General features: G+C 42.5%; 12 protein-coding genes. 8 read left to right on the forward strand and 4 right to left on the reverse strand.

Annotated elements, in window-relative coordinates; translation table 11 throughout:
- The first annotated feature begins 73 nt into the window (after nt 1–73).
- Entirely contained in the window at nt 74–2,302 is a 2,229-nt protein-coding gene (locus HMPREF0850_RS05485; RefSeq protein ID WP_000876394.1) for an HAD-IC family P-type ATPase, read from the forward strand.
- Nucleotides 2,303–2,363: 61 nt separating this feature from the next.
- Here HMPREF0850_RS05485 and HMPREF0850_RS05490 read toward each other — a convergent pair whose 3' ends face one another.
- From HMPREF0850_RS05490 to HMPREF0850_RS05505, 4 genes are all read right to left on the reverse strand, one after another.
- Nucleotides 2,364–3,275: a PTS system mannose/fructose/sorbose family transporter subunit IID gene (locus HMPREF0850_RS05490; protein ID WP_000818315.1), complete on the reverse strand. Its 912-nt coding sequence runs from the start codon at nt 3,273–3,275 to the stop codon at nt 2,364–2,366.
- 14 nt (nt 3,276–3,289) lie between these two features.
- Entirely contained in the window at nt 3,290–4,102 is an 813-nt protein-coding gene (locus HMPREF0850_RS05495; RefSeq protein ID WP_001280323.1) for a PTS mannose/fructose/sorbose transporter subunit IIC, read from the reverse strand.
- A gap of 75 nt (nt 4,103–4,177) precedes the next feature.
- Nucleotides 4,178–5,167 carry a PTS sugar transporter subunit IIB gene (locus tag HMPREF0850_RS05500; RefSeq protein ID WP_000021994.1) on the reverse strand — a complete coding sequence of 330 codons (990 nt, stop codon included), beginning with the start codon at nt 5,165–5,167 and terminating at the stop codon, nt 4,178–4,180.
- A 276-nt stretch (nt 5,168–5,443) separates the two neighbouring features.
- Entirely contained in the window at nt 5,444–6,256 is an 813-nt protein-coding gene (locus tag HMPREF0850_RS05505) for a Cof-type HAD-IIB family hydrolase (protein ID WP_000162330.1), read from the reverse strand.
- A gap of 186 nt (nt 6,257–6,442) precedes the next feature.
- On the opposite strand from HMPREF0850_RS05505, the gene HMPREF0850_RS05510 reads away from it, so the two are divergent.
- The 7 genes from HMPREF0850_RS05510 to HMPREF0850_RS05540 all read left to right on the forward strand — a co-directional run bounded on the left by HMPREF0850_RS05510 (nt 6,443) and on the right by HMPREF0850_RS05540 (nt 13,676).
- Nucleotides 6,443–7,861: an NCS2 family permease gene (locus tag HMPREF0850_RS05510; protein WP_000359243.1), complete on the forward strand. Its 1,419-nt coding sequence runs from the start codon at nt 6,443–6,445 to the stop codon at nt 7,859–7,861.
- A gap of 60 nt (nt 7,862–7,921) precedes the next feature.
- A complete protein-coding gene (locus HMPREF0850_RS05515) occupies nt 7,922–8,629 on the forward strand; it encodes a CPBP family intramembrane glutamic endopeptidase (RefSeq protein WP_000726540.1) in 708 nt (235 codons plus the stop codon).
- Nucleotides 8,630–8,732: 103 nt separating this feature from the next.
- Entirely contained in the window at nt 8,733–9,677 is a 945-nt protein-coding gene (gene folP, locus HMPREF0850_RS05520) for a dihydropteroate synthase (protein WP_000066040.1), read from the forward strand.
- Between the two features lies 1 nt (nt 9,678).
- A complete protein-coding gene (locus HMPREF0850_RS05525) occupies nt 9,679–11,001 on the forward strand; it encodes a bifunctional folylpolyglutamate synthase/dihydrofolate synthase (protein WP_000659084.1) in 1,323 nt (440 codons plus the stop codon).
- Nucleotides 10,982–11,536: a GTP cyclohydrolase I FolE gene (gene folE, locus HMPREF0850_RS05530; protein ID WP_000380934.1), complete on the forward strand. Its 555-nt coding sequence runs from the start codon at nt 10,982–10,984 to the stop codon at nt 11,534–11,536. Before HMPREF0850_RS05525 ends, folE begins: the two co-directional genes overlap by 20 nt.
- A 42-nt stretch (nt 11,537–11,578) precedes the next feature.
- A complete protein-coding gene (gene folK / locus HMPREF0850_RS05535; RefSeq protein WP_000372501.1) occupies nt 11,579–12,400 on the forward strand; it encodes a 2-amino-4-hydroxy-6-hydroxymethyldihydropteridine diphosphokinase in 822 nt (273 codons plus the stop codon).
- Nucleotides 12,393–13,676 carry a DUF308 domain-containing protein gene (locus HMPREF0850_RS05540; protein ID WP_001125353.1) on the forward strand — a complete coding sequence of 428 codons (1,284 nt, stop codon included), beginning with the start codon at nt 12,393–12,395 and terminating at the stop codon, nt 13,674–13,676. The genes folK and HMPREF0850_RS05540 overlap by 8 nt, the downstream gene beginning before the upstream one ends.
- Nucleotides 13,677–13,678: the final 2 nt, after the last annotated feature.

The raw sequence follows: 13,678 nt of genomic DNA on the forward strand, positions 1-13,678 counted from the left end.
TATTTTGAGTCTTTAAGTGACAGAGAAAAAGATATGTGTTACTATAGTAGTACAAAAGGATATCGGAGTAGAAATGAAGTATTTAAGTAGTCAAGACATCAAGGGTCGTCAACGAAATATCAGCGACATTAAACCCTATAAAACAACCAAGGAAATCGTCGTTTCAAATATCTTTACCTTCTTTAATGCCATGAACTTGGCTCTGGCAGTTCTGGTAGCCACAACCTTGCGATTTGAAAATATGCTCTTTTTAGGTGTGATTGCCATCAATACAGCCATCGGTATTTTCCAAGAAGTGCGTTCAAAAAATGCTTTGGAAAAGCTGAGTTTGCTTGGTAAGAGTAAGTACAGGGTCAATCGAGATGGTCAAACGATTGAGATTGATCCAGAAGACATCGTACTGGGGGAATATCTGCATCTCAATCTGGGAGATCAGGTGCCTGTAGATGCAGAAGTGCTTGAAGGGAATATTGAAGTTGATGAGTCCTTGCTGACTGGTGAGAGTGATTCGGTCTTTAAAACGGTTGGTGACAAGCTGATGAGCGGAAGCAATGTTGTCAGCGGTACGTGTCTGGTCACGGCGACGGCGGTCGGACCCGATAGTTATATCAACAAACTTGCAAAATCCAGCAAGGAATTCAAAAAATACCCTTCTCAACTGCGCGATTATATGGATAAGATTTTAAAAATCGTCTCTATCTTGCTAGTGCCAGTTGCGATTCTGCTTTATGTCAGAGGTTTTAGTCTAGGACGGTCTTATGTTGAAATTGTCTTGGGAAGTTCAGGTGCCTTGGTCGGCATGATTCCAGAGGGTTTGATTCTCTTGGTTAGCGTCTCCCTAGCGGTAGCAGCCATGAAGTTGGCTAAAAAGAAGGTTCTAGTGCAGGAGCTATACTGTGTAGAGACCTTGGCGCGAGTAGATGTTCTTTGTTTTGATAAGACTGGAACCATCACGACGGGGAATATGAAGGTCCAAGAAATGGATGCTAATGTAGCAGAGAAACTGTCTTCTTATTTGGCTTATTTCGAAGATGAAAATGCAACTTCCCGAGCTCTGAAGACTTACTTAACCTGTGAGAAAAAGTGGGAAGTTCAAGAAGTCGGTGCCTTTTCAAGTAAAAACAAGTATTCCTTTGTCCAAGTAAAAGACAGTGGGACCTATTTCTTCGGAGCCTATGAGTTTTTAGGCTTTACCCAGCCGATGGATGCCTACTATGAGCATCTGAAACAGCAAGGTTTTCGAATCTTGACACTTGCCCATAGTAAGGACCACATTACAAGCCCATCCGAAATGGAACTATTAGGGCACGTCGTTTTGTCAGATGAGATTAAGGACAATACCAAGGAAACCTTTGACTATTTCGAATCTCAAGGTGTTGAAGTGAAGATTATCAGTGGTGATAATCATGTGGCTGTATATGGGGTGGCTCGTAAGGCAGGTTTTAAGGAAGAAGCCCGTGCGATTGATATGACCAAGGTGAGCGATGATGACTTTGAAAGAGTGGTCTTGGAACACGAAATATTTGGTCGTGTGACACCTGAACAGAAGCAAAAGATGGTATCTATTTTGCAAAATGCTGGTAAAACAGTTGCAATGAGCGGTGACGGGGTCAATGATGTTCTGGCTCTCAAGAAAGCAGATATCAGTTTTGCTATGAATGGTGCTACTAGCGCAGCCAAAAGTGTATCCAATATTGTTTTTCTCACAGATGACTTTGCAGTATTTTATGATATCTTGATGGAAGGACGCCGTGTCATCAATAACATCCAAAAGGTAGCCTCTCTTTTTCTAACAAAGACCTTCTTCTCCGTCGTGTTTGCCATTTTGAGTGTGGTATTTGGTTTGGAATTCGCCTTTATCCCTATTCAGTTTACAATCATTTCAGCTATTACGATTGGGATTCCATCTTTCTTCCTAACTTTTGAGTCCAATAAAGAAAAGGTTAGCACTCACTTTATGAGAGATATCCTAACCAACGCGGCGATTGGTGGAGGCATTCTGGTTGCTAGTGTTCTCCTGACGAACTTCTTTATCACTGTCCCAGGTCAGGTCAAATTTATTTGCTTCCTCCTTGCTTTGTTCAATGGTCTGTGTCTGGTTGCCAAGGTCAGTCTGCCATTTAATCGATACAAACTAGTCTTGCTCATACTTTTGAGCCTTGCAGCCCTTGTTGGAGTGCTTGTCAATACCTTTATCCTGCAAGGAGCGTATGTGCCTTTAGAAACCAGCCAAGTTGTCTATGTAGCCATCCTAGCAGTGGTGATTGGGGGCTTGCATTATCTGACTAGAAGAAAAAGTTGATACACAAAAAGAATCAGGTTTAATCCTGATTCTTTTTTATCTATATTCTCAATTGCTTGGATTACATGATACCGAAGAAACGAGCTGCAATACCTACTGCAAAGAGAGCAAGGATGATTGCGATTGGTGATACTTTTTTCTTAAGCAACCACATGCAAAGGAAAGTAAGGAGAAGTCCCATCAATCCTGGAATCAATGAGTCCAACTGACCTTGAAGAGTTTGTGGTTGAACGCTATCCAAGCTCAATCCGCTGAGTGCTTGACCAAGGATTCCCTTCAATTCTCCACCTGTTACAGCGCCTTCTGGGAAGTTGATATAAGCACCTTCTGCCAATTGTTTACCTGGAAGGTTCACAGTAAAGTTGATAGATACCCAACGTTGTACAAGAACGGCAAGGATGAACATACCAAGGATAGATGCTCCTTTGGTGATGTCTTTCAAGATACCACCAGACATGTCTTTAGTGATTTCAGATCCAGCTTTGTAACCGAACTCTTGTGTATACCATAGGAAGGCCATACGGATAGCATTCCATCCAAAGAAGAAGAGAAGAGGACCAACAATGTTACCAGACGCAGCAAGTGATGCACCAAGGGCTCCAAGGATAGGACGAACTGTAAACCAGAATACTGGGTCACCGATACCAGCAAGAGGTCCCATCATACCGATCTTAACCCCTTGGATAGCCGCGTCGTCGATTTCAACACCGTTAGCGCGCTCTTCTTCAAGTGCAAGAGTAACCCCCATGATTGGAGCAGCGACGTATGGGTGAGTGTTGAAGAATTCAAGGTGACGCTCAAGAGCAGCCGCTTGGTCTTCTTTTTTAGTGTACAATTTTTTGATAGCTGGGATTAAAGAGTAAGCCCAACCCAAGTTTTGCATACGTTCATAGTTCCAAGAACCTTGAAGGAATTGTGAACGCCACCAAACTTTTTGACGATCTGATTTTGATAATTGAATTTTTTCAGCCATGATTGATCCCCTTTCTAGTAGTCTTCTAGGATATCACCGATTGGGTCGTTAGAAGTCGCAGCTCCGCCGCCACCGTTTCCACCTTGTTTTGTAAGGTTAAGGTAGATGAAGGCAAGGGCAACACCGATGACACCAAGGGCAATCAAAGTCAATTGAGAGATTGCTGCAAGAGCAAAACCGATAGCGAAGAATGGCCATACTTCACGAGTTGCCATCATGTTGATAACCATAGCATAACCAACGGCAACGACCATAGCACCACCGACAGCCATACCACCGTTCAACCAGTCTGGCATCAATTTAAGAGCATCTTGAACGGCAGAAGCTGGGATAGCGATAAGGAAGGCAGCAGGGATTGCAATACGAAGACCTTGAAGAACAAGCGCAAAGTAGTGAGCACGCTCAACAGCCGCAATGTTTCCGTCTTTAGCAGCAGCATCAGCAGTGTGAACCAAACCAACTGAGATTGTACGAACAATCATTGTCAAGAAAAGTCCAGCTACGGCAAGAGGGATAGCTGTTGCAGTTGCAACGGCGATACCTTCAGTAGTAAAGTTACCACCTTTAATCAAGATGATCGCTGCAGCAACAGATGCAAGAGCAGCGTCAGGAGCTACGGCAGCTCCGATGTTTGCCCAACCAAGGGCGATCATTTGAAGAGATCCACCAAGCATAACACCTGCTTCGAGGTTACCAGTTGCAAGTCCGATAAGGGTACATGCGACGATTGGTTGATGGAATTGGAATTGGTCGAGGATACCTTCAAGACCTGCAAGGAAGGCAACAACTACAACCAAGATAGCAGAAATGATTGAAATATCTGACATGGTTTTATTCCTTTTCTATTTAGTTTTAATAAAGTACTTAATCCTGTTTTCAAAAATGATAGAAACAGATTAAAATTATTGAACGTTTGCTTTGTTAATCAAGTCAAACAAATCTTTTTTCGTGTCGTTTGGTACTTTACGTACATCAAATTCAACACCGAGGTCACGCATTTTTTCAAAGGTTGCAACATCGTCTTTGTCCATAGACAAAACGTTGTTAATCATTGTTTTACCTGTTGAGTGAGCCATAGAACCAACGTTAAGAGTCTTGATTGGCACGCCACCTTCGATGGCACGGAGTGCATCTTGTGGAGTTTCAAACAAGATAAGAGCATGTGTGTTACCAAAACGAGGATCTTTTGCAACCTCAATCAATTTTTTGATTGGTACAACGTTGGCTTTTACTCCGTTAGGAGCTGCTTGTTTGATCAATTCTTTACGCAATTCGTCGTTTGCAACGTTGTCTGAAGCAACGATGATACGATCTGCTTTTGAATCTGGAGTCCAAGCAGTTGCAACCTGACCGTGAAGGAGACGAGTGTCTAGACGAGCAAGGTTGATCTTCAGTTTACCGTCACCGATAACTGTTCCTTCTGGAATAGCAGCTTGGGCAGTAGGAGCAGCTGCAGCAGTTGCAACTTCCTCAACTGGGTTAAGCTCTTCTGGAAGAGCTTTGATGCCTTCTTTGGCTTCTTTAATGATATTCGCAGCGACTTTATCCACACCTGCAGTAGCGTCCATCAGGCGCTCTGTGTAGGCTTGGATCAACATCGGCAAGTTCAGTCCTGTGATGATGGCAAACTTACGCTCTGGATTTTCTCCCATCACGCGGCTAGCTTGGTTGAATGGAGATCCACTCCAAAGGTCAGCCAAAACTAGAACCTCATCTTCTGCGTCAAATGCAGCAACAGCGTTATTGATCTTAGCGTATAAATCATCAGGACCTTCGTTTGGCATAAAGGTTACAACTTGAACCTTCTCTTGTTCACCAAAGATCATAGATCCGGACTGATGAATACCCGCAGCAAATTCGCCGTGGCTCGCAATAATGATTCCGATACTCATTATTGTCATTCCTCCTTTAAAATGTTTGACTATTTGTTTAAGAAAACTTTAAGCCTAACTTTAAGTATAAACCGTTTTCAAACAAAAATCAACCATTTCTTATAAATATGTATTGGTCTTCAATGAAAACTCGCTTACAAAATGTTAATATATAGATATTTTGTAGAAATATTTAAAAAGATAAGGGAGTAATTTAATATAAAAAAATGAAAACAGGCCGATTAATTGAAAAATTGTGAAAATCAAAAAAGCTAGCACAAGCTAACTTTTTGAGTGTCATAGGAACAAATCTTGTAGGGTATGGGCAACACCATCTTCATCATTTGTCAGAGAGAGTTGCTCATCTGCATATGGTAGCAAATCGGGATTGGCATTCTTCATAGCATATCCCTTGCCTGCAAATGCCAACATTTCGGTGTCATTGTGCTCATCACCGAAGGCAATCAAATCTTGTCTGTCACGGTTCATAACATTGAGCAAGTATTCTAAAGCAAAGGCTTTGTTGACCCCTTTTGGTGTACATTCGAGAATGTTGAGGGGCCCTCCCCAGGTATTGATTGCTAGTTGGTGTTGGTAAAAACGATTCATCTCATCTGCTAGCGCGTATTTATCATCGACTCTTGTTTGCAAGAGGATACAGTTAGGGTCCTTGGTCACCAATTCAGATTTGAATTGATTTTCTGGTTGGAAATTTTCTACACCAAATAGTTTGGGATTGGCAATTTCTTCATTAGGAGCCGTGATATAAAATTTCTTACGATATTCTCCTGCAATAAAGTCAGCTTGGATATCTTCTTTACGCTTAACCATATCTAAGAGATATTTTTTGTCCAAGGTCAGGCACTTTTCATGCTCCCAAGCCTGTCCTGGTAGATGGGTAAGGGAACCGTTGAAGTTGATCATAGGTGTGTGCAACTCTAATTCCTGATAAAATTCTTTTGCCATACGATAAGGACGTCCTGTAGTAATAATGACATGGTGTCCTTTTTCTGTGATTTTCTTGATTGTCTTTTTGGTAAAATCGGAGAGTTTGCTTTCTGCGTTTAGCAGAGTTCCGTCCAAATCGACGGCGATAATTTTTTTAGTCATATAAACCTTCCTAGTACATTCCAGATAAGATGTCTACTATTATATCAAAAAGAAAGAAGAAAAACAGACTCAAAACAAAAATAGAAATTTCATTTTGTTAAATAAATCAAACAAACATATTGAAAAGGTGAATGATAAATGATATAATACTCTCATTGTTCGTAAAAAAACAAAAGGAGATTAAACATGGACAAACTATTTAAACTAAAAGAGCACGGGACAGATGTCCGTACAGAGGTGCTTGCTGGTTTAACAACATTCTTTGCAATGAGTTATATTCTCTTTGTAAACCCTCAAATGCTTTCACAAACAGGGATGCCTGTTCAAGGTGTGTTCTTGGCAACAATTATCGGTTCTGTAGTTGGTACTTTGATGATGGCTTTCTATGCTAATTTGCCATACGCACAAGCACCAGGTATGGGACTCAATGCCTTCTTCACATTTACAGTTGTGTTTGGGATGGGCTATACTTGGAAAGAAGCTCTTGGTATGGTCTTCATTTGTGGAATTATTTCACTGATTATTACCTTGACAAATGTTCGTAAAATGATCATCGAATCTATTCCTACAACACTTCGTTCAGCTATTTCAGCTGGTATTGGTGTTTTCCTTGCCTATGTTGGGATTAAGAATGCTGGTCTCTTGAAATTCTCAATTGACCCAGGTACTTATACTGTAGCAGGTGAAGGAGCAGACAAGGCTCAAGCTGCACTTACTGCAAACTCAGCAGCCGTTCCAGGATTGGTAGACTTCAATACTCCAGCAGTATTGGTGGCTCTTGCTGGTCTGGCTATTACCATCTTCTTTGTTGTTAAAGGCATCAAAGGTGGAATCATTCTTTCTATTTTAACAACGACTGTGCTTGCCATTGCTGTTGGTGTTGTGAAATTATCAGGGATTGACTTCGCTAGCAACAATCTTTCATCAGCAGTTAATGATCTTGGGACTTTGTTTGGTGCCGCTCTGGGCTCAGAAGGTTTAGGATCTTTGATTTCAAACACTTCACGTTTACCAGAAACCTTGATGGCTATTCTTGCCTTCTCACTAACGGATATTTTTGATACAATTGGTACTCTTATCGGTACTGGTGAAAAAGTTGGTATCGTTGCGACAAGTGGGGAAAACCATGAGTCAGTTAAATTGGACAAGGCTCTTTACTCTGACTTGGTGGCGACTTCAGTAGGTGCCATTGCAGGTACTTCAAACGTTACGACTTATGTTGAGTCTGCGGCGGGTATCGGTGCTGGTGGACGTACTGGTTTGACGGCCCTAGTTGTTGCAATCTGTTTTGCTCTCTCTAGCTTCTTTAGCCCACTTCTAGCGATTGTTCCGACAGCTGCAACAGCGCCAATTTTGATCATCGTCGGAATCATGATGCTTTCTAACTTGAAAAACATTCCTTGGGATGATATGGCTGAAGCGGTTCCTGCCTTCTTCACATCTATCTTTATGGGATTCAGCTACTCTATCACACAAGGTATTGCTGTTGGTTTCTTGACTTATACCTTGACAAAAGTTGTCAAAGGTCAAGCCAAGGATGTGCACGTGATGATTTGGATTTTGGATGCCTTGTTCATCCTGAACTATATTAGCATGGCGCTATAAGCTATAAATGGTATAATAGAAAAAGGGGAGTCTCCCCTTTTTATTATAAGGAGGTACATCATGAAGAAAAAAGGTATCTGGCAAGAAATTCTGGATAGAGGAATATGGGTGTTGATTTTTTTAATAGGATTGGTGTTATCCCAACTTCCTTTAATTTTATCTGCCCTTTTATCTGCTAGACAATTCCCACTCCTCCAGTCAGGACTCTTGGTGGCTTTGCTGTCGGTTGCTATTCTAGCGGTTTTTATCTTTAGTGCGCGAAAAACAGAGATTGCGACCTTCAATCTTTCTTTTTTCAAGGCAAAAGATCTGGCCCGCTTGGTTTTGAGTTATTTGGTTATTTTCACAAGTAATTTATTCGGATCTGCCTTGCTTCGTCTGATGAATGAATCTACGACCAGCAACCAATCAACTATTAATAATCTGGTTCAGAATAGCTCGCTGATTTCCAGTTTTTTCTTACTGGTTCTGATTGCTCCCATTTGTGAGGAAATATTGTGTCGTGGAATTATCCCTAAAAAGATCTTCCGTGGGAAGGAGAAGTTGGGTTATCTTGTAGGTGCAGTCGTCTTTGCCTTGCTCCACACACCGACCAATCTGCCTTCTCTCCTTATCTATGGAGGAATGTCGACAGTTTTAACTTGGACAGCCTACAGAACAGAACGTTTAGAGATGTCAATCTTGCTTCATATGATTGTCAATGGTATCGCCTTTTGTTTGCTGGCTTTACTGGTTTTGATTAGTCGAAATGTAGGCTTACCTTTCTAAACCATTTCCTTACTTGGAAAAGATAAATGCTAGCGTATCCATCTTTTTCTTTTTATGGTAAAATAGAGAAATAATGTGGTGAAAAACCTTGAGGAGTGACCGTATGTCCAATAAAGCTAGTCAGGCAAAAACAGCCATTTGCGGAATTATCAATGTAACCCCAGATTCCTTTTCGGATGGTGGGCAGTTTTTTGCTGTTGACCAGGCTCTTCAGCAAGCCCGTAAATTGATAGCTGAAGGAGCTAGCATGCTAGATATTGGTGGAGAATCAACTCGGCCGGGTGGCAGCTATGTTGAGATAGAAGAGGAAATCCAGCGTGTTGTTCCAGTAATCAAAGCTATCCGTAAGGAAAGTGATGTCCTTATTTCCATCGATACTTGGAAAAGTCAGGTGGCAGAAGCTGCTTTGGAAGCTGGTGCCAATCTGGTAAATGATATCACTGGTCTCATGGGTGATGAGAAAATGTCTCATGTGGTTGCCAAAGCGGGAGCGCAAGTAGTTATCATGTTTAATCCAGTCATGACTCGACCTCAGCACCCTAGTTCGCTCATATTTCCTCATTTTGGCTTTGGGCAAGCTTTTACAGAGGAAGAGTTAGCTGACTTTGAAAAAATGCCAATCGAAGATTTGATGAAGTCTTTCTTCGAACGAGCCTTAGCAAGAGCAGAAGAAGCTGGGATTGCACAAGAAAATATTCTGCTGGATCCAGGAATTGGCTTTGGTCTGACTAAGAAAGAAAATCTACTCCTTCTACGTGATCTGGATAAACTGCATCAGAAAGGCTATCCAATCTTTCTTGGAGTTTCGCGCAAGCGATTTGTCCTCAATATCTTGGAGGGAAATGGCTTTGAAGTCAATCCTGAAACGGAAGTCGGTTTCCGAAATCGGGACACCGCTTCGGCTCATGTGACTAGTATCGCTGCGAGACAGGGTGTCGAAGTGGTGCGCGTGCACGATGTAGCCAGTCATAAGATGGCAGTTGAAATTGCGTCAGCCATTCGTTTGGCAGATGATGCAGAAAATCTAGATTTAAAACAATATAAATAAGATGAAAGAAATTCAAAACAATCAGTGGATTGCTCACTACCGGACGGACCAACCGCATTTTGGTTTGGAACGAATGGTGGAACTATTAGCTTTGCGTGGCAATCCCCATCTCAAGCTCAGGGTTATCCATATCGGTGGAACCAATGGAAAGGGTTCGACCATTGCTTTTTTGAAAAGTATGCTGGAAAAGATGGGGTTGAAAGTTGGAGTTTTTAGCTCGCCTTATCTCATTCATTACACAGACCAGATTAGCATCAATGGGGAATCCATTCCCGAGGCTAGGCTAGAAGCCCTCATGGCAGACTATCAGTCTTTGCTTGAGGGGGAGAAGGTCGCTGCTTTACAAGGAACGACTGAGTTTGAGATTATCACAGCTCTAGCTTATGATTACTTTGCCTCAGAGAAAGTAGATGTGGCCATCATGGAAGTGGGCATGGGTGGTCTTTTGGATAGTACCAATGTCTGCAAGCCGATTTTAACAGGAATTACGACCATTGGACTGGATCATGTAGCCCTACTTGGTGACACCTTGGAAGCCATAGCAGAGCAGAAGGCTGGTATTATCAAACAAGGTATTCCATTAGTGACAGGTCATATTGTTCCTGAAGCCTTGACTGTTATTGACCGCATTGCGGAAGGGAAAGATGCGCCTAGACTTGCCTATGGAAAAGATTATCAGGTTCGTCATCAAGAAAGCGTGGTAGCGGGTGAAATCTTTGATTATACCAGTTCTGTCAGACAAGGTCGCTTTCAAACAGGTCTGCTTGGCTTGCACCAGATAGAAAATGCGGGGATGGCGCTTGCTCTCTTAGACACTTATTGTCAGGAGGTTGGACGAGAATTAGCTAGCAATGACTTGGTTGCTCAAGCCATGGAGGAAACCAGATGGCCAGGGCGTTTGGAGGTCGTGTCTAGTGCCCCTTTGCTGCTTTTGGATGGGGCTCACAATCCGCATGCTATCAAAGCTTTGTTGAATACTTTGCAAGAACGTTTTGATGACTATCATAAGGAAATTCTCTTTACTTGTATCAAAACCAAGGCTTTGGAGGATATGCTGGATTTGCTAGAAACGGTGCCAGATAGTCAACTGACTTTAACCTGTTTTGACGATAGTCGGGCGACGGATGAAAGAGTATTGAAAGAGGCAGCTGAGTCTAGAAATCTCAACTATCAAAGTTGGCAGGATTTTCTAGAGCAGAAATTGACAGATAGAAAAGAAGAGAAAAAAACAGTTAGGATTGTTACGGGCTCCTTGTATTTCTTGAGCCAAGTGAGAGCCTATCTGATGGAGAGGAAGAACGAGAATGGATACACAAAAGATTGAAACGGCTGTAAAAATGATTATTGAGGCTGTCGGTGAGGATGCTAATCGCGAGGGATTGCAGGAAACACCTGCTCGTGTAGCCCGTATGTACCAAGAGATTTTTTCAGGTCTTGGTCAAACAGCGGAGGAACACCTGTCAAAATCCTTTGAGATTATTGATGATAATATGGTTGTAGAAAAGGATATTTTTTTCCACACTATGTGTGAACACCACTTCTTGCCCTTTTATGGGAGAGCGCACATTGCCTACATTCCAGATGGTCGTGTGGCAGGCTTGTCCAAGCTAGCACGTACGGTTGAAGTTTATTCTAAAAAACCACAGATTCAAGAACGGTTGAATATTGAAGTGGCTGATGCCTTGATGAACTATCTGGGGGCTAAAGGAGCCTTTGTTGTCATTGAGGCCGAGCATATGTGTATGAGCATGCGTGGTGTCAGAAAGCCAGGCACGGTAACCTTGACGACAGTCGCTCGTGGTCTATTTGAAACAGATAAGGACCTCCGAGATCAGGCTTATCGTCTGATGGGACTATAAAAAGAATCCGCTTTAAGCGGATTTTTCTAGAAAGGACAAGTTATGGATCAACTGCAGATTAAAGATTTGGAAATTTTTGCCTATCATGGTCTTTTCCCTAGTGAGAAAGAATTGGGGCAGAAGTTTGTTATTTCCGCAAGCTTATCCTATGATATGACCAAGGCAGCGACAGACTTGGACTTGACGGCTTCTGTCCATTACGGAGAACTTTGTCAGCAGTGGACGACTTGGTTTCAGGAAACCACTGAGGACTTGATTGAAACGGTAGCCTACAAACTAGTAGAGCGTACCTTTGAGACCTATCCTCTTGTCCAAGAAATTGAGTTGGAACTCAAAAAACCTTGGGCTCCAGTGCATTTACCGTTGGATACCTGCTCGGTGACCATTCACCGTCGTAAGCAACGGGCCTTTATCGCCCTGGGAAGTAATATGGGGGATAAGCAAGCGAACTTGGAACAAGCCATTGACAAACTGCGAGTTCGAGGTATCCATATTCTCAAAGAATCCAGTGTCTTGACGACGGAGCCTTGGGGTGGAGTGGAGCAGGATAGCTTTGCTAATCAAGTGGTTGAGGTAGAAACATGGCTACCAGCACCAGTCTTGTTAGAAACATTATTAGCCATTGAGTCAGAAATGGGACGAGTGAGAGAAGTGCATTGGGGGCCTCGTTTGATTGATTTGGACTTGCTCTTTGTGGAGGACCAGGTCATTTACACAGACGACCTCATCTTGCCTCATCCTTATATAGCAGAACGCCTCTTTGTTCTTGAGCCGTTAGTGGAAATAGCTCCCCATTTTATTCATCCGATCCTAAAACAACCAATTCGATACTTGGTTGACCAGTTGGAGCAAGGCGATGCCTAAACTTTCTGAGACCTATAGCAAGTGGAAGAGCATTGGGGAAGGCCTGCTTGCTATTGTTTTAGGGATTCTCTTGATTCATTTTGGACAAGTTATCCCACGGATGGGGTACCAGTTGTTGATGGGCTACTTTTTCTTGTCAGCAGTTTGGCACTTGTTGACTCGCTGGTTTCAGGATAAAAACCGCAGGGAAAACATCTTTGTATCCTTGGCCAAGCTGGTGGTTGCGGCTCTCATGTTTGACTCCATCATCTTGCAAGACCTTGCTCTCTATCTTCTGGTTTTTATCATTGCGAGCTATCAGCTGTTTACGGGCGTCATTAGTCTTGTGACCTGGTCTCTCTATCGAAAAAATGCCATCCATCCTCGGCTCCATCATCTCTTCGATGCTGTATGGATGATAGGATTCGGTCTTTATAGCTTCTCTCCTTTTCACGATGCAGCGAATTTTGAATTGCTTTTGCTTGGATTTTACTTGCTCATGCTAGGAGTCAGTAGCCTCCGGGATGGTTTCTTTTTTGAAAGGATAGAAAACAATCCCAAGCTGAAACGACGAGTGCGAATGACCTTGCCAATCTTTGTAACAACTCTGATCCCTATCAGCACCTTGCGAAAACTAAATGAGTGGCTGGCAAATCATGAAAGTCAAGAAGGGGAAGTTCATTCAGAAAGAAAAAACGACCAGACGGTTGATCTGGAAATTTTTGTCCATACCTCAGAAACCTCTTTCTTCCTTGCTATGGGACATGTGGATATTTGTTATCAAGGGACAGTTATTTCCTATGGTTCCTATGATCCCCACTCGGAGCGTTTATTCGGTATGGTTGGAGATGGTGTTTTGTTTAAGGCCAATCGGGAAAAATACATCGAACTCTGCAAGAGGGAAAGTCAGAAGACCTTGTTTGCTTATGGTCTGAGTTTGACGGACCAACAGAAAACAGCTATCCAAGCTCGCCTAGCAGAGATAGAAGACCTGTTAATTCCTTGGGAACCAAGTTCGCAGTTGATGAAAAGAAGAGAGGGAGAGGTCAAGCATACCTACTCCTACCAACTAAAAGAGGAAGCAGATGCGACCCTCTATAAATTCAGCTCATCTGAGTTTAAGACCTACTTTGTTCTCAGTACCAATTGTGTCTTGCTGGCAGACTCTATCGTAGGAAAAGCTGGGACTGATATATTGAGTCCCCAAGGTTTCATTGTGCCAGGGACTTATCAGGATTACCTTGATTTAGAGTATACAAAACCAAACGGTCTAGTTGTCAGTCGCTCTATTTATTAGAA

The sequence above is a fragment of the Streptococcus sp. M143 genome (genome assembly GCF_000162495.1).
GTDB lineage: Bacteria > Bacillota > Bacilli > Lactobacillales > Streptococcaceae > Streptococcus > Streptococcus dentisani.